Origin of the sequence: Nostocoides sp. (assembly GCF_037045025.1) — a bacterium.
Taxonomy (GTDB): domain Bacteria; phylum Actinomycetota; class Actinomycetes; order Actinomycetales; family Dermatophilaceae; genus Nostocoides_A.
The window spans coordinates 71,775-88,082 of record NZ_JBAOHM010000011.1 but is presented as its reverse complement, the minus strand read 5'-3'; the positions used below and the strand labels follow the sequence as shown (position 1 = coordinate 88,082).

Below are 16,308 nucleotides of genomic sequence, written 5' to 3'. Positions count from 1 at the left end.
TCATGGCTTGTTATTTGCGCAAGTCGGGCAAGATGAGCTTGGTGAGCAACTTCTTGGATGTTCCGGTCACGATGAATGCATTGGCAGGTTCCCGCACATAGATTGTGCCGAGTGCGGCATCCAGGTTGAAACCAGGAACAGTGAAAGCGCTCGCGGCTAGTGCACTCAGTTCGGCATCGTCGGCGATCATCGATATACGCTCCGAGAAGCTTATCCCCACCACCGACGCGCCACGCGTCTGGCCCGGCTCCAAAACCATCTTGACCAGGGCTTCCTGCGCCGTACCAATCCCCGGATCGAGGGTGTAGGCCGCGGCCACGGCATCGGGGATCGTCGCTTTGCCTGTGTTTTGCAACTGGACGGTGACATACTGTTGCAGCGCCGGCGCCAGGAAACTGACTGCCGGATTGCGGCTGCCGAAGAGTTTTTCGACATCCTTGAGATCGACGGTGGGTGTAGTGAACGAATCCAGCGGGACGATGTTCAGCGGCAGACCGGCGGAAAGCACGATGTGCGCCGCTTCCGGATCTTGCCAGAAATTGAATTCCGCGACCGGCGTTTTGTTGCCACCGAACTTGGCGCCACCCAACACGATGACACTGCCCAGCGTCTCCATCGTACCCGGTGGGCAGGATCTGATGGCATTGGCAACGTTCGTTAGCGGCCCCAGTGCAAGCAGCGTCGCCCCGGGGTGCGCGGCAATGGTGGTGCAATAGAATGTGACTGCATCGTATGACGACACACCGTTGGGAAATATCGGGCTATTTGCCCCGTGGAACCAAAGCCCGTCTGGACCATGGATGAACCAACTGGTCTTGCTTAACGTTTGCGTGATCGGCATCGCTGCACCCACGACCACGGGCACATCGCCTATTTGCAGCCGCGTCAGCACGTTGAGCACATTGTTGGTGGCGTTATAGACGTCGGTGTTGCCCGCCACGGTCACAACGCCGAGCAGTTGCACGGGAACCTTTCTCTGACTGAGCAGCCATGTCAGGGCGATGGCATCGTCAACGCCTGGATCGGTGTCAACCAGGAGTTGAAGCGGAACGCTGTTGTGCCGCTGATTCCCATTGGCGCTGGCGTGTTCAGGGGGCGCCGTAACGGGAAGCGTGCGGAGAAAGGGCAGGTTCACAGGCGGGATTGGCACGCCCGGTTCGTCGGGTGGCTCCTGGGCGTAGGCGCTTGGGGAGAACAGGAAGAGCGCGAGTGGAGCCACAGCCAACACAATGGCGAGTACACGGGTTACACGATCAATGAGAGTGCGATGAAGCGACATTGTGTAATCCTTTCATAACTGCCGAACGAAATCTGACATAGAAACCCAGGTGAAGGACAAGCAACGAGTCTGGAGTATACAATATAATCCGAACAGTCACGCTTTGAAAGCAAGCAATAAATAATGGTGGATACATAACGATTCGTAAGGTTAATATTACCAGCAATCTGTATAGAGATCATCCGACAAATGTAGGCTTAGGAGAACACGACGAGGTGGACTTCGCCACATACTCATTCGGGTTTGAATCTATGTAAATCTATGCTAGAGTATGGCCCATGAACTGGCGCAAAGTCATCCAATTTACCTTGGTCCACGTCGGCGTTGCGATTACGGCGGTGCCGATCAGCAGCACACTCAACCGTATCATGATTGCCGATATGCAGCTTTCAGCGCTGCTGGTCGGCTTCCTGGTGGCCATGCCCTATCTGCTCTCGCCGCTGCAGATCCTGGTCGGCAACTGGGCTGACCATCGTCCGGTTTGGGGCTACCACCGCTCGCCGTGGATTCTGCTCGGCGGGTTGATGGCCTCGTTCGGCTGCTATGCCGCCGCACATGCGGTCTTCTTGATTCCCGATAACTACGCGCTGGGGGTGGCCGCGGCGCTGCTTACCTTTACAGTCTGGGGCGTGGGCGTCAACGTCGCTTCGGTCAGCTACCTCTCGCTGCTTAGCGAAGAGAGCCAGGGCCATACCGGCTGGCGCAGCCGCACGGTCAGCATCATGTTCACAACCATGATCCTCACCACCATCGTCACCAGCATCGGCCTGTCGCGCATACTCGACCCGTTCAGCGAGGCGGCGCTCTACACGGCCTTCGGCGTGATCTGGTTCATTGCCACCTTCTTTGTCATCTTCGGCGCCGCTGGCATCGAACCGGCCGCACCGGACCAGGCGCGGCAGAACAGCGCCGACAATCCGGCGACAGCACTGCGGGCGCTGGCCAATAATGCCACTGCGCAGCGCTTCTTTGTCTATCTGCTGTTGGTGCTGATCAGCATCCACGCCCAGGATGTGCTGCTGGAGCCGTATGGCGCCGAGGTGCTCGGCATGTCTGTTTCCGCCACCTCACGGCTGACGGCAATCTGGGGCGTCGGCGTGCTGCTGACGATGGTCGGTGGGCTGCCGCTGGTGCGCCGCGCCGGCAAGAAGCGCGCCGCCAACATCGGTGCGGTGGTGGCAGCCATCGGCTTTGGCGCAATCATCGTGACCGGACTGCTGCAACAAGTCAATCTGTTTTTAGTGGCCGTCTTTGTCCTGGGTCTGGGCGGCGGGCTGATGACGGTCAGCAATTTGAGCTTCATGCTCGATATGACGGTGACCGGCGCGGCGGGTCTCTACATGGGCGCCTGGGGCGTCGCCAACTTCGCCGGCCAGTCGCTCGGCAACATCTCCAGCGGGCTGATCCGCGACGTGGCCTACAACGTCACGGGCAGCGCCATTTTTGGCTACGTGATCGTCTTTGGGTTGGAGATTGCCGGCCTGGTTGTCGCCATGCTCATCTTCCGCACCATCAGCGTGGCGGAGTTCCAAGAGGAGGCAGCGGTTAGTTTGCCGGACGTACTGGCCATCGCCGGCGACTGAAAGACAACCCGCTTCGGAAACTTGCTTGCAGCAGCATGTTGTGGCTATGATACACTCGCATAGAGCAACAGGAGGCGATTATGGTAAAAGTTATCATTAGCTACGACATGCTGCAGGGCAAAGAACAGGAATGCCAGGATTACCTGGTGAACAAGCTGGCGCCTGGGCTGGCGCGCCTGGGGTTTCAGTTCTCTGATCTCTGGTACACGGTCTGGGGCAACTCGCCGGAAATCCTCGGCGGCGGGGAACTCGATGACCTGGACAAGGCGCGCACCATCTTCCTGTCCAGCACCTGGAACAAACTCGCCAGCGGCATAGAGCCGTTCACCGAGAATTTCAAGGTGCGCGTCACCGCTGGCGATGCCGATAACTGAACCACTGCTGCAACCAGACCTGAATGAGCCGGGCGCACACCAGCCCGGCTCATTGTTGTCAGCGCCGAAACCGCTGGCGCTGGTCGTCTTCCTCGAAAACGTCGGTCACGTGGCGTCGTTGCGCCTGCCCCGCTGGGTCATGGCGTCCGTCGATTTTCTCACCGAAGAGTACGCCAAGATTCTGCTGCAACTCTACGGCGCCTATCGCCGCTATGACCGTGTCATCATTCTGGAAGATGCGCGGGCAACGGGGCCGGAGCTGGCCGCCGCGCTGCTCGCGGTCAGCCGCACCCATACCGTCGATGTGCTCCTGCTGGTGCACGGCCACGCCGGCATGCTGGTCGGCCATCGCGGGCAGCACACCGTCGGCGCCGAGACTTTTGCGCCTCTGCTGGCACGCTGTGCCGCCGACCCGACAGCGCTCGCTTTGCGCATGGTCTACGGGCTGAACTGCTACGGCGTCACGCTGGCGCCGACCTGGCTGGCATTGGGCGCCCAGGTCGTCAACGGCGCTTTCGGCGTCAACTGGTTCCCAGAACCGAGCCTCTCCGTCTTTCTGCGCCGTTGGCTTGCCGGCGCTCCCTACAGTGAGGCGGTGGTCGCCAGCAACGTGACCGCCAACCGTTGGTGGCGGCGCATCCTGCGCAGCAGTCCTGCCGGCCCGCCGCACCCGTGGCTGGTCAGCAGCCAGCAGGTGGTGTATGGCCGGCGCGATGTGCGGATCGATAGTAAATGAGGCGCCCCATGTTGAATCGCTTTTGGCAACTGCTGTGGCTCTGCACGGTCATGCTCCTGGCTGTGGCTTGCAGCGCCGGACTGCCGGCTGAACCGGCGGAGGAAGCGCCCCGCACTGGCCGCATCCTGCTCTGGCACACCTGGACCGGCGCCGAGGGTGGCGCCCTGGACAAGATGCTCGCCAGGTATCAGGAACTCAATCCAGGCATCGAGATCATCAGCATCGGTACGGATGCCGCCGCGTTTGTCGACCGCTTCGCCGATCGCAGCAAAGGTGGCCTTGGCCCCGACCTGATCCTCGCCGACGCCGGCATCATCTACGAATTGACCGAACGTGACCTGATCCGCGATCTGGCGCCGCTGGATCTCGATCTCTCCAGCTACCTGGCCACGGCCGGTGCGCATGGTCGCCGATGACGATCACCTCTACGCCTTGCCCTTCTCCGGCCACACCGAGGTGCTCTACTACAACAAGGACCTGGCGCAGACACCGCCGACGACGATTGCCGAGTTGTTGGACCGCGTCGCCGCCGGCGAGACCTTCGCCCAGGGCACGCGTTTTGTCGATTCTTACTGGGGTGTCGGCGCCTATGATGGCGGGATTATCGACAGCCGCGGGCGCCTGCTCTTTGGGCTGGGCGGCTTCACCAACTGGCTCGATTTTCTTGCCGCCGCCCGCGCTATGCCCGGCTTCATGCTCGACGCTGACCCGGCAGTGCTGCAACAAGCCTTCATCGACGGCAAAGCTGCCTACTACGTGGCCGATTCAGATGAGATCCCCGATCTGTCAGCGGCGATAGGCGCCGACAAGCTCGGCGTTGCCCTGCTGCCATCCGGCCCCAATGGCGGCGTGCCGCGACCTTTCCTGGGGCTCGATGCTCTGGCCTTCAGCCAGGTTGCCAGCGAGGCTGAATTCAGCCTGGCGCTCGATCTTGCCCAGTTTCTGGGTGGCGCGCAGAACCAACTCTTCATGGCAACCGAGAATCTGGGCAGCGTGCCGGTCAACAGCCAGATCCGCCTGACCCCCAGCCTGCCGGCCGACACGCTCACCGTGGCGCGCCAGACGCGCTCCGTGGAGCCGATCCTCTATGCCAATCGCCAGCTTTGGAAAGACTTGAACGCCGGGACCACGGGTTTCTTCGACAACTATCGCCAGGTCAGCGACGGGATTCTGACCCCGCGCAAAATGGTCGAGCAGGCCACAGCAGCCTTTAATGCAACCTATGGGATGGAGCCCGCGCGTCATCGAACCGGCAGAACTCTGTCCCAGGCAGCCGGGTAGCATCATCATCTGGCACGCGCTGCACGCCGACGAGGCACGCGTCTTCGAGGAACTGGCGCGCCGGTTCGAGGCGACCTGTCCCGGCGCCAAGATCGACATCGCCCAGGCGCCCTACGACGAGATTGCCGACCGGTTTGCCGCCGCCGCGCGGGCAGGCGGCGGCCCGGACGTGCTCTTCGAGTCTAGCCGGTGGATGGCGCCGCTGGCCGAGGAAGGTCTGTTGCTGGACCTGACCGAGCGGGTGGCGCCCCGTTTTCTCCAGCAGTTCATGCCCAACACAGTCGCGACCATGCGCTACCGTGGGCGGCTGTACGGCATTCCAGAATCGGTCACGGTGCTGGCGCTCTTTTACAACAACACTGCCGTGAGCGAACCACCCATCGACGTGCAGATGTTGGCGCTAGGCGTCAGCGCCACCCAGCGCCTGGCGCTGCCGGTGGGTTTCTTCTGGGGTTATTGGGGCATGGATCCCTTCGGCGGCTTCACCTTCGACAGCTACTCCGGCAAAATTCTGGAGTCGGCAGGTCTTGTCGCCTGGCTCCAGGCTTTGCAGCACGTCGATCCTATGCCGGGCGTCGAACTCTATTTTGACTTTGGTGCGGCGGAAGATGCTTTCGCCTATGAGGAGGCCGCCTACCTGGTGAGTGGCCCTTGGTCACTGCCGCGGCTGCGCCAGACAGTCGGCCTTGACAACTTCCAGGTAACACCCCTGCCCAATGGCCCGGTAGGGCCGGGCAGCCCCATGTTGCAGGTGCAGGGCACCATGATCAACGGCAATGCAAGCACGCTGGCGATCGACGTGGCATTGGCTTTTGGCCAGTTCATCAATTTGCCTGAAAGCCAGGAGCGTTTCCTGCCCACCGAAAGCCACGTCACGGCCAGTGTTACGGTGGACCTGACCGACTATCCGAATCTTGAAAGTTTCCGCGAGCAGGCAAAAGCAGCCGCGCTGGTAGTCGAGAACAGCAATTTCGTGCTGCTGGAGGACCTCGGCGATCAACTCTACCGCGACGTGCTTGGCACGGGTGCGGACCCGACCGTCGCCGTGCCAGCATTCGTCGAAGCTGTACACGCTGCCACCACCGGCAAATAGGTGAGCCAAAGGAGCAGGGCATGGATACCGCACCGACCGTATTCCACGTGTTCGTCAACTTCTGGCTAAGCCTCATCAAACTGCTGGGCCGGCCTGCCGTGCAGATGCAGTTGCTGGCCGCAGCCGGCGCCGTGCTGCTGGCCTGGCTGCTGGCGCGCTGGATCGTCGGTGCGCTGCGGCGCCGTCAGGCCGTGCACCGGCGACGGCTGCGCACGTTGATGGTTGCCGAGGAACAGGCCCGCCTGTGCACGGAAGTTGCCGCCGACGCCGATGCCGACGACGATGGCGCGGGCGGTGCACCGCCGCTCGACGAAGACGCATTGAACAAGGCTGTTGACAAGCGGCTGGGCGCCGGCAGTCGTTTCTCGCTGCTGGTCGTGCAGCTTGTCTTTCCGGTGCTGGCCGTTCTCTTTCTCTATGGTTTGTATGTCTACTTTGTGGCGCAGGACTGGTACAGCGGTCTGCTCGTCAACCTGATCACCCTGTTCGTCATCTATTTTGTCTTTCGCCTGGCCTTGGGATTGGCGTACGCCTTTGGCAGCCCTGGCCGCGTGCATTATTACCACCAGCGCCTTTTCGGCCCCCTCTTCGGGGTGTTCGTGCTGCTGCTCATCGCCAATACCATCACCGACATCGACACACTGGCCGCGGCCACGGTCTTTCAAGTGGAAAACACATGGTTGACGCTGGGGTCGATCTTTGTTGCCACCGTTGGCTTCTATTTCTGGATTATGGGCGTCAGCCTGCTCAAGGATCTGGTCGCGGCCTTCTTTGGCCGGCAGACCAACGTCAATACCGGCTCGCTGGATGCAGCGTTGACGCTGGTGCAATATGGCCTGATTGCCCTCGGTCTCTTCGGCGTCCTCCAACTCCTTGAGTTCAACACGACGACGATTGCGGCGATCACCGGTGGTCTCTCCATCGGCGTCGGCTTTGCGCTTCAGGATGTGTTGAAGAACTTCCTGGGCGGCATCATTCTGCTCTTTGAAGGTTCGGTGCGCCCGGGTGACATGGTCGAGGTCTCCGGCGCCGAGGGCGTGGTTGACAAGCTCAGCATCCGCTCCACGATCGTCCGCACTGCCGACAATGTCGAGTACATCGTGCCCAACCAGAATTGGCTTAATTCGATCGTGACAACCTACACGCGCAACAGCCGGCGCGTGCGGGCGCGCGTACCCGTCGGCGTCAGTTATGATGCCGATCCCCACTTTGTGCAGAAGCTGTTGATCGAAACCGCCAGGGCGCACCCGGATGTTCTGCACGAGCCATCACCCGCGGCGCCGTTGGTCGATTTCGGCGCCTCCAGCGTGGATTTCGTCGTGTTGGCGTGGGTGGACGACGCCAGGATCAAGGGCAAGGTGACCGCAGAACTGCGCATGGGTATCTGGGATGTCCTCAAGGCGAACGGAATCGAAATTCCTTATCCGCAGCAAGATCTGCACATCCGCAGTGGCCTGTTGCCACCGGCAGGGGATGGCGCTGCGGTCGCTGCCGGGCAAACGGAGGCGTGGTCGCATGAAGACGATATTCCATAGACGCCGTTGGTTCGCCCGCCCCCGCACCCTGGTGGGGCTGGCGTTTGTCATGTTTGGCGCCATGCTGGCGGGCTGCACGACCCCTGACCTGCCGGCGCCAATTCCTGTGCAGGCAGGTCCGCCGACCAGCGCCCCGCCTGCCGCAGCAACGGCGGCGGCAACGCCGACGCCCGCGCCGGTCACCCTGCGTTACGCCTTCTGGGATGCACGGCAGGCGCCGGCCTATGCCGCCTGCGCTGAGCAGTTCATGGCGCAGCATCCGCACATCACCGTGGTCATCGAACAAACGGACTGGCCGGAATACTGGGATAAATTGGCGGCCGACCTGGCCGCCACTGCCGGGCCGGATGTCTTTGTCAATCACACGACGCGCCTGCCCGACCTGGCGGCTGGCGGCCATCTGGTCGACATCCAGCCCCTGGTGGAACGTGACGGCATCGACGACACGATCTACCTGCGCCGGCTGCCGCGCCTGTGGATACGCGCCGGGCAGCGGTTCGGTCTCCCGAAGGACTGGGACGCCATCGCCCTGGTCTATAACAAGCAGTTGCTGGACGCGGCTGGCGTCACGGCGGCAGAGATGAACGCGCTTGACTGGAACCCGGACGACGGCGGTTCCTTCGAGCAGATGCTGGCGCGCTTGACGGTGGACACGGCGGGCGCCAACGCCCTCAGTCCCACCTTCGACGCGCAGCACGTTGCCCACTATGGCCTGACCATGGCCGACAGCGATGGCGGCGGCGCCTACGGCCACCAGCAGTGGAGCTATCTTGCCGCCAGTAATGGTTTCCGGTTCATCGACTATCTGTATGCCGACCGCTACCATTATGACGACCCGACGCTGATCGCAACGCTGGCGTGGTATCAGCGCCTGATCAACGAGCAAGGTTTTCACACGCCCTTCGCCCAGATTGCCGAGCAGGATGGGCGCCAGTTGTTTCTGGAGGGCAAGGCGGCGGTGATCGCCGACGGTTCTTGGATGATCAGCCAATATGTGAACGATGCCCCGTTCGAGGTTGGCTTTGCCCGGCTGCCGGTCGGCCCCCAGGGGCGCAAGAGCATGTTCAATGGGCTGGCGGATTCCATCTGGTCGGGCACGGCCCATCCTGAGGAGGCCTGGCTCTGGGTGCAGCACCTGGGTTCCGTCGCCTGCCAGTTGACCGTCGGCGACCATGCGGTGACGTTTCCGGCGCTGCAATCTGGCGTTGACCGGATGATCGCGCACTACGCCGCACAAGGCATCGACGTGAGTGCGTACACGGCGCAGGTGCTGGAGGAGGACGGCCTCTTTTTCTTCCCGGTGACAGAGCACGCCACCGAAATTGTCGCCATCATGCAGCCCGTGATTGAGGCGATCCTGCGCGGGGAAGCTGACCCAGCCAGCGTATTGCCGGCGGCGAACGACCAGGTGAACGCACTCTTTGCGCAGTAAGCAGGTGGCTTTTATTCTGCGTAGACATATCAAGTCCAGGCTCACCTCATTCCCCCGATCGGCGCAGTCCCCATTTTGTGGCACAATCATTGGCATGGCGCTGCTCACAGAAACCTGGAACTATTTCCTGCAAGACCAAGAGCGCTTCCTCCGGTTGCTAGGCCAGCATCTGGTGCTGAGTCTGGCCCGCGCTGGCCATTGCCGTGGCGATCTGCCTGCCGCTAGCGCAGCGTCATCGCCCACCGCGGGCGCATCGCCCAACCAGTAATCAATTTCTTCAACAGCCTCCGCGTGCTGCCCAGCCTGGTCACTCTCTTCCTGGCCCTGCCCTACCTGGGGCTGGGTTTCTGGCCGTCGCTGGTGGCGCTCACGGTGCTGGCCTGCCCGCCCGTGCTCGTCAACACCTACGCCGGTCTGCGCAACGTCGATGCCGCCACACGCGAGGCGGCGCTGGGCATCGGCATGTCACCCTGGCAGGCGCTGCTGCGCGTCGAACTGCCGCTGGCCTACCCGGTGATCATGACCGGCGTGCGCATCGCCGCCGTGGAGGTGATCGCCAGCGCCACACTGGCGGCGTTCATCGCCGGCGGCGGGCTGGGCGAATATGTGACAGCGCGGCTTTGCGCTCAACGACACAAAGATCATGCTGGTCGGCGCGATTGCCGTAGCCCTGCTGGCACTGGTCTCAGAGGCGCTCTTCGTCATGCTGCAACGCGCGCCGCGGCTGCTGGGGTACACGGAGGAATTGACCGCGGATTAAGCGGATGAGGCGGATTTACATGGATTTTCTTTTGCTTCTATCCGTGTAAATCCGTGCAAATCCGCGGTCTATCGCTGCTCATTTACCGCTGATCTCTGTCTATTGGCAGACGCAACTCCTGTTGCTTTGTGACAGGATTGGTTTGCTTCGATTGTTTCCTACTTGAAACAGGCTCAACCGAAAGGACAAAAACCATGTTATCGAATGCGCAAGGTCGTTCCAGCATGCTGACGCTGCTGGTGGGAATGTTGCTGGTATTTGCGCTGCTCGTCGCCGGCTGTGCATCGGTCAGTGGCCCGGCGGCTGCACCGGCAGCGTCCGATGACACCGCCGCCGCACCGGCAGCAGGCCCCATCAAGATCGGCTCGAAAGATTTCACCGAGGCCATTCTGGTCGCCGAACTCTACGCCCAGGTGCTCGAAAAAACGGGCTTCCAGGTGGAGCGCAAGTTCAACCTGGGCGCGACGCCGATTGCCCACGAAGCGCTGCTCAAGGGTGACATCGACCTCTACCCGGAATACACTTCTACTGGGTTGCAGGAGGTGCTCAAGGACACGGCGCGCTACGACAGCGCCGGGGCCATTCTCGACGCGGTGCCGCGCCGGCTACGAGGCGCAGTTCCAGGCGACCTGGCTCGCCGCCTCGCCCTTCAACGATACCAACGCCTTCGCCACCACGCAGGCGATCGCCGACCAGTATGGGCTGAAGACCTACAGCGACGTGGCCGCTAATGCCGCCAATTTGCGGCTGGGCGGCCCGGCGGAATTCCCTGACCGCGTCGATACCCAGGGGCTGGACGAAGCCTACGGTGGCTTCCTCGCCAACTTCAAGGAGTTCAAGCCGCTGGGCACCGGCACCCTGCGCTACGATGCGCTGCAGAGCGGCGACGTCAATCTCATTGTCGCCTTTGGCACCGACGAGCCGCATCAAGGGCGACAACCTGGTGCTGCTGCAGGATGACAAGAGCTTCTATCCCATCTACAACATTGCGCCGGTCGTGCGCATGGACACCCTCGCCGCCAACCCAGCTATCGCCGATGCACTCAACGCCCTGGCGCCGCTGCTCACCGACGACGTCATGTCCGGCCTGAACTTCCAGGTGGACGGCCCCGACAAGAAGGAGCCGGGTGAGGTGATCGAGCGCGTTCCTGGCGGAGAACGGCCAGTAACAAAGCGATTATGGGATTAGGAGATTGAGAGATTGCGCGGCCAGGTGGCCCGTCGGGCACTCAATCGCCTAATCCCATAATCGCTTAATCTCCCAATCTCCTCTTTTATGAGCGCCATCCTCATCGACCACGTCAGCCGCCAGTTCAGCCAGGCTGCCGCGCCGGCTGTGGACGACGTGAGCCTGACCGTGGAGCAGGGCAGCTTTGTCACGCTGCTGGGGCCGTCGGGCTGCGGCAAGACGACGCTGCTCAAGATGATCAACCGGCTCTATGAGCCGAACGGCCGGACGCATCTTTGTCAACGGCGAAGATACAGCCACGGTCTCGCCTACCCATCTGCGCCGCCACATCGGCTATGTGATCCAGCAGACCGGCCTCTTTCCCCACATGCACGTCGAGGACAACATCGCCGCAGTGCCGCGCCTGCTGGGCTGGGAGAAAGCGCGCAGCGACGCCCGCGTCGACGAAATGCTGGCCCTGGTGGGTCTGCCGGTGAGATACCGCAGCCGCTTCCCGCGCCAGCTTTCCGGCGGCGAGCAGCAGCGGGTCGGCGTGGCGCGCGCCCTGGCTGCCGACCCGCCCATCGTGCTGATGGACGAACCCTTCGGTGCGATCGACGCGATCAACCGCGCGCGCTTGCAGGACGAGCTGATCTCGATCCAGACTAAGCTTCACAAGACCATTCTTTTCGTCACGCACGACGTCGAAGAAGCGTTTAAGCTGGGTGACCGGGTTGTCATCATGCGCGCCGGCAAGATCGTGCAGGTGGATGCACCGCTGGCGCTGGCAACCGCGCCCGTCGACGACTTCGTGCGCGAGTTAATCGGCGCCGACGATATGCTGCGCCGGCTGGGGCTGCTGCCGGTGGCAGCAGCGGCACTGCGCCCCAGCGGTGCCGCGCCCCACCCAACGCAACAGTCGATCCCCAGCAGCAGCAACCTGCGCACGGCGCTGAGCCTGCTCCTGCAAAGCGGCGCCGACGCGATCACCGTGGTGGATGCGCAAGGCCGGCCGCTGGGCGATCTCACCTTTGCCGACATCCGTACGCTGTTGAGCCAGCCAGACGCAGCAGCAGGTGCGCCGTAGCCGATGCAATACTTCATCAACAACCTGCCGCGGGTCGGCATCCTCTTTGGGCAACATCTCTATTTGACGGTGACGGCGCTGCTCATCGCCGTCGTGCTGGGCATCCCGTTGGGTGTCCTGATCTACCAGGTGCGCTGGCTGCGCGGCCCGGTGCTGAGCGTGCTGGGCATCATCTACACCATCCCCAGCCTGTCGCTGCTCATCCTGCTCATCCCGTTGACCGGGCTGTCGCCAACCACCGCCATCATCGTACTGGTGGCCTACGCGCAACTGGTGCTGGTGCGCAACACGCTGGCGGGGCTTAGTGGCGTCGATCCGCATATCATCGAAGCGGCGCGGGGCATGGGCATGAACGGCTGGCAGCGGCTCTGGCGGGTGGAACTGCCGCTGGCCGCGCCGGTGATCCTGGCGGGGGTGCGCCTGGCGACGATTGCCACCATCGGCATCGGCACGGTGGCCGCCTTTATCAGCGCCGGCGGGCTGGGCGTGCTGCTCTTCGAGGGGGTGCGCACCAGCAACTATGACAAGATCGTGGCCGGCGCGATCGGCAGTATCGCTGCTGGCCTTCGCCATCAACGCGTTGCTGCGAGAGATGGAGAAACGCGCCGAGTTGCGCACGCGTGGCGAGGTGTGAGTCGCAAATCCTTCTTGCTGTGCAACCTCAAGCACCCTGCCGCGCGCGCCATGCGGCGCAGCGCCAGCAGCGCGACCAGCATCACCAGGCAGAAGACGATATTCAGGGCAAAAGCCAGTTCGATGCCGACCACGTCGGCGGCCGCGCCGATCAACCAGGGACCCAGCGCACCACCCAAACCGCCAAAGGTGAAGAGCACGCCCAGAATCGCGCCCATGTTGGCAACCTGCAGGGCGGAAACCGATGCCGTGGCCGTGGGAAACATGATCGAAAAGAACAACCCGGTGAGCGGCACCAGGATCGTCAACGCCGGTGGACCGAAGATGCCGGCGCTCAGACAGGCGATGGCAGCCACGGTGGCCGCCAACATCACCGTGAGATAGCCGATCCGCTCGACGACAAAGCTGCCCGCCAGCCGGCCGACCATGATCATGGCGAAAAAGAGCGACAGGTAGAGCGAACTGACGCCAATGTCGAAGCCGCGCACCTGTTGCAAGTACTCAACGATCCAGGCTGCGATCCCGATCTCGGCGGCCACGTAGACCGCAACCAGCAGATAATACCAACTCATGCGCCAGGTGAAACCGGCGGCAAACAGGGTGCGCAGGTTGAAGCGCTCACTGCTCGTGCGCGGGCGGCGCGGGTAACGGACGAAGAGAAAGAACGCCGCCATGCCGACAGCCAGGATGATCGACAACTGGTAGACCTGGCGCCAGGTGAACGCCGCGGCCAACAACTGCGCGGCAAAGAGCGGCACGACCAGCGAACCGACGCCGTGAAACACTGCCAGCAAGTTCAGATAGCGCCCGCGGTTCGAGCTGTGCAGGTCGACGATCAGCCCGTTGCCCCCCACCTCGATGGCGCCCAGCCCCAGCCCAACCACGAACAACGCCGCGGCCAGCAGCCAGAATGAACTGACGAGACTGAAGGCCGTCAGACCGACGACCAGACTGACGCCGGCCAGCAGCAGCACCGTTTTGATGCCGGCGGCATCGGCCAGCACGCCGGTCAGCAGCGTCGCCACCATGAAGCCGAGATAGGCAGCAAAGAGAATGGCGCCGCCCTGGCTGTAGCTGAAGTCCAGATCGCGCAGCAGCGCCGGCAGCGTGGGGCCTTTCAGGTTATCGACGAACCCGAAGACGAAAAACGCGTAGAAGCCGCCCACGGTGAGCAGCCAGAGATGGGCGGGGGTGAGTGAACGTGCCGGTTGAGCCTTCGGCTCTGCGGATTGGATGGCCAAGTTCGTTTTGATGCACCGTAGTCTTTCAATGTTGGCGGTTTACGGCTGTTTATTTGTGACTGATTGTACGCCATTGCGGTCGTGTTGGCCCGCAGAATGGCGGGTCGTGCGTGTGCAGAATGTCGCCTTACACAAAGGTCGCAATCGCAGCCAGCGGCTTCTTGGTGATCACCGGCACCTGCACATCTGCGGCGGGGTAGCCGACCACGAGCAGCAGAAAAGGGCGCTCGTGCTCCGGGCGGCCCAAAATCGTATTGAGGAAGCCCATCGGGCTGGGTGTATGGGTCAGCGTGGCCAGCCCGGCATGGTGCAGCGCTGCGATCAGGAAACCGGTGGCGATGCCGACCGATTCGGTCACATAGTAGTGCTTGACCTTGCGTCCATCCTCGGCCACACCGTAGGGCTGCGCAAAGATTGCGATCAGGTAGGGCGCGATCTCCAGGAATGGCTTGTGTTCATCCGTGCCCAGGGGCGCCAGCGTGTCCAGCCAATCCTGCGGCGCCCGTTCCTGGTAGAAGGCGCGTTCCTCTTCCTCCGCCGCCAGGCGGATGCGCTGCTTGACGACCGGGTCGCTCACGGCGACGAAGTGCCAGGGTTGCAGGTTGGCGCCGTTGGGCGCCGTGCCCGCTGCGGCCAGGCAGCGCTCGATGATTGCCCGCGGCACCGGCCGGTCGGCGAAGGCGCGCACGCTGCGCCGCCGGCGCATCTCGGCGTAGAACTCTTCGGCGCGGCGGTGCATCTCTGCTTCAGGATATTCCTGGTAGGTAGTGTAGGGCTGGAATTGTGCAGTCGTCATGGTCAACCTCTGGCATAGCTGGCAGACATGAAGGTGATTGTAGCACAATGCCGCCTCGCACGCTTGCCTCATAGTGGCGGCACACTGTGGCGCCATCGCGCCAAAACAACTGGCCAGGAACAAACCCGCGCGAAGATGCGATAACTGAGCTCTTTCACAGGGAAACAACCCAATGGCTGTCACGCTGTGTTCGTGCAGTCGTCTACTTGCGAAGAAGGAGAGATACCATGGCTCATCATACCGTCCGTTCCGGTTATGAGTCCCTGGTCGAGCGGCTGAATCGTTTGCCCCAGGGTGCGCCACCGTCCGATACGCTCTACGCCATTCTCAAGCTGCTTTTCAGCGAAAAGGAGGCTGGGCTGGTGGCGCAACTGCCCATCCGCGCCTTCACGGCCAGCCACGCCGCCAAAGTCTGGAAGATGAACCTGGCTGAGGCGCAGAAGGTGCTCGACGCGTTGGCGGGCCGCGCCATCCTGCTCGATATCGTCGCCCCCGATGGCGCCACAACGTACGTGCTGCCGCCACCCATGGCCGGCTTCTTCGAGTTCTCGATGATGCGGCTGCGCGGCGACGTGGACCAGAAGCTGCTGGCCGAACTCTTCTACCAGTACATCAACGTCGAGGAAGATTTCATCACCGCGCTCTTCATGAGCCAGACGCAGCTCGGCCGCGCGTTTGTCAACGAGGACGTACTTCTGCCCGAACACACGCTGACCGTGCTCGACTACGAGCGCGCCAGTGAGGTCATGCGCAGCGCCAGCCACCGTGCCATCGGCATCTGCTACTGCCGCCACAAGATGATGCACATGCACCGCGCCTGTGATGCGCCCATGGAAATCTGCATGACCTTCAACGTCTCCGCCGCGCTCGCTCGTGCGCCATGAGCTATGCGCGGGAGATGGACGTTGCGGAAGGGCTGGACCTGCTGCAGGAGGCGCGCGACCGCGGGCTGGTGCAGTTCGGCGAGAACAGCCAGCGCGGCGTCAACTTCATCTGCAACTGCTGCGGCTGTTGCTGCGAGGCGATGATCGCGGCGCGACGCCTCGGCTTCACCCATGCCGTCCAGACGACCAACTTCCTGCCGGAGGTGGACGAGAGCCTGTGCAACGGCTGCGGCAAATGTGTCAACGCCTGCCCGGTGGAGGCGATGGCGCTGGTTTCGGCCAACGATCCCAATCACCCCAAGCTGCGCAAGGCACACGTCAACACGGACCTTTGCCTGGGCTGCGGCGTCTGCGTCAAGCAGTGCAGCCGCGGCGGCTTGCAGCTGACGGGCGCGGCCGCAGCGCGTCATCACGCCGGTCGATTCG

At 62.6% G+C, this 16,308-nt stretch carries 17 protein-coding genes and 4 pseudogenes; 18 read left to right on the top strand and 3 right to left on the bottom strand.

Translation table 11 applies throughout. The features are described 5' to 3' along the window. Positions 1-10: 10 nt before the first annotated feature. Positions 11-1,279, bottom strand: coding sequence for a nucleoside hydrolase (locus V9G19_RS11400; protein ID WP_462285553.1), 1,269 nt, complete (start codon positions 1,277-1,279; stop codon positions 11-13). Between the two features lie 278 nt (positions 1,280-1,557). On the opposite strand from V9G19_RS11400, the gene V9G19_RS11395 reads away from it, so the two are divergent. The 16 genes and pseudogenes from V9G19_RS11395 to V9G19_RS11320 form a co-directional block, all read left to right on the top strand. Continuing rightward, positions 1,558-2,862: a BCD family MFS transporter gene (locus V9G19_RS11395; RefSeq protein ID WP_462285552.1), complete on the top strand. Its 1,305-nt coding sequence runs from the start codon at positions 1,558-1,560 to the stop codon at positions 2,860-2,862. 107 nt (positions 2,863-2,969) lie between these two features. Then, positions 2,970-3,236 carry a hypothetical protein gene (locus tag V9G19_RS11390; protein WP_462285551.1) on the top strand — a complete coding sequence of 89 codons (267 nt, stop codon included), beginning with the start codon at positions 2,970-2,972 and terminating at the stop codon, positions 3,234-3,236. After that, a complete protein-coding gene (locus V9G19_RS11385) occupies positions 3,223-3,972 on the top strand; it encodes a hypothetical protein (RefSeq protein WP_462285550.1) in 750 nt (249 codons plus the stop codon). Before V9G19_RS11390 ends, V9G19_RS11385 begins: the two co-directional genes overlap by 14 nt. A gap of 8 nt (positions 3,973-3,980) precedes the next feature. After that, the gene (locus tag V9G19_RS11380) at positions 3,981-4,388 is read left to right on the top strand and encodes a hypothetical protein (RefSeq protein WP_462285549.1); all 408 of its coding nucleotides are present in this window, start codon (positions 3,981-3,983) and stop codon (positions 4,386-4,388) included. Continuing rightward, positions 4,375-5,253, top strand: a complete 879-nt coding sequence (locus V9G19_RS11375; RefSeq protein ID WP_462285548.1) for an extracellular solute-binding protein — start codon at positions 4,375-4,377, stop codon at positions 5,251-5,253. Before V9G19_RS11380 ends, V9G19_RS11375 begins: the two co-directional genes overlap by 14 nt. After that, positions 5,195-6,346: a sugar ABC transporter substrate-binding protein gene (locus tag V9G19_RS11370; RefSeq protein WP_462285547.1), complete on the top strand. Its 1,152-nt coding sequence runs from the start codon at positions 5,195-5,197 to the stop codon at positions 6,344-6,346. The genes V9G19_RS11375 and V9G19_RS11370 overlap by 59 nt, the downstream gene beginning before the upstream one ends. 20 nt (positions 6,347-6,366) lie before the next feature. Beyond that, entirely contained in the window at positions 6,367-7,881 is a 1,515-nt protein-coding gene (locus V9G19_RS11365) for a mechanosensitive ion channel family protein (protein WP_462285546.1), read from the top strand. Beyond that, entirely contained in the window at positions 7,862-9,313 is a 1,452-nt protein-coding gene (locus V9G19_RS11360; protein WP_462285545.1) for an ABC transporter substrate-binding protein, read from the top strand. The genes V9G19_RS11365 and V9G19_RS11360 overlap by 20 nt, the downstream gene beginning before the upstream one ends. A 94-nt stretch (positions 9,314-9,407) precedes the next feature. Further along, positions 9,408-9,581, top strand: a complete 174-nt coding sequence (locus V9G19_RS11355) for a hypothetical protein (protein ID WP_462285544.1) — start codon at positions 9,408-9,410, stop codon at positions 9,579-9,581. Between the two features lie 23 nt (positions 9,582-9,604). After that, a complete protein-coding gene (locus V9G19_RS11350; RefSeq protein ID WP_462285543.1) occupies positions 9,605-10,081 on the top strand; it encodes an ABC transporter permease in 477 nt (158 codons plus the stop codon). A gap of 186 nt (positions 10,082-10,267) precedes the next feature. Further along, positions 10,268-10,618 (top strand): annotated as a pseudogene (locus tag V9G19_RS11345) (glycine betaine ABC transporter substrate-binding protein); the annotation flags it as partial. Further along, entirely contained in the window at positions 10,569-11,033 is a 465-nt protein-coding gene (locus V9G19_RS11340; RefSeq protein ID WP_462285542.1) for a glycine betaine ABC transporter substrate-binding protein, read from the top strand. The pseudogene V9G19_RS11345 and the gene V9G19_RS11340, both read left to right, overlap by 50 nt. Next, positions 11,017-11,262 (top strand): glycine betaine ABC transporter substrate-binding protein, encoded by a 246-nt coding sequence (locus V9G19_RS11335; protein WP_462285541.1) that lies wholly within the window; start codon positions 11,017-11,019, stop codon positions 11,260-11,262. The genes V9G19_RS11340 and V9G19_RS11335 overlap by 17 nt, the downstream gene beginning before the upstream one ends. A gap of 87 nt (positions 11,263-11,349) precedes the next feature. After that, positions 11,350-11,475, top strand: a pseudogene (locus V9G19_RS11330) (sugar ABC transporter ATP-binding protein); the annotation flags it as partial. A 37-nt stretch (positions 11,476-11,512) separates the two neighbouring features. Further along, complete coding sequence (locus V9G19_RS11325) at positions 11,513-12,328, top strand: ABC transporter ATP-binding protein (RefSeq protein ID WP_462285540.1); 816 nt, start codon at positions 11,513-11,515, stop codon at positions 12,326-12,328. Between the two features lie 3 nt (positions 12,329-12,331). Next, positions 12,332-12,868 (top strand): annotated as a pseudogene (locus V9G19_RS11320) (ABC transporter permease); the annotation flags it as partial. A 32-nt stretch (positions 12,869-12,900) separates the two neighbouring features. On the opposite strand, the gene V9G19_RS11315 reads toward V9G19_RS11320, so the two are convergent. Continuing rightward, entirely contained in the window at positions 12,901-14,202 is a 1,302-nt protein-coding gene (locus V9G19_RS11315) for an MFS transporter (protein WP_462285539.1), read from the bottom strand. A 127-nt stretch (positions 14,203-14,329) separates the two neighbouring features. Beyond that, the gene (locus V9G19_RS11310; protein ID WP_462285538.1) at positions 14,330-14,998 is read right to left on the bottom strand and encodes a nitroreductase family protein; all 669 of its coding nucleotides are present in this window, start codon (positions 14,996-14,998) and stop codon (positions 14,330-14,332) included. Positions 14,999-15,225: 227 nt separating this feature from the next. Between V9G19_RS11310 and V9G19_RS11305 the strand changes: the two genes are divergently transcribed. Beyond that, positions 15,226-15,882 (top strand): hypothetical protein, encoded by a 657-nt coding sequence (locus tag V9G19_RS11305; RefSeq protein WP_462285537.1) that lies wholly within the window; start codon positions 15,226-15,228, stop codon positions 15,880-15,882. Beyond that, positions 15,879-16,253: pseudogene (locus V9G19_RS11300) on the top strand (4Fe-4S binding protein); the annotation flags it as partial. The gene V9G19_RS11305 and the pseudogene V9G19_RS11300, both read left to right, overlap by 4 nt. Positions 16,254-16,308 lie beyond the last annotated feature (55 nt).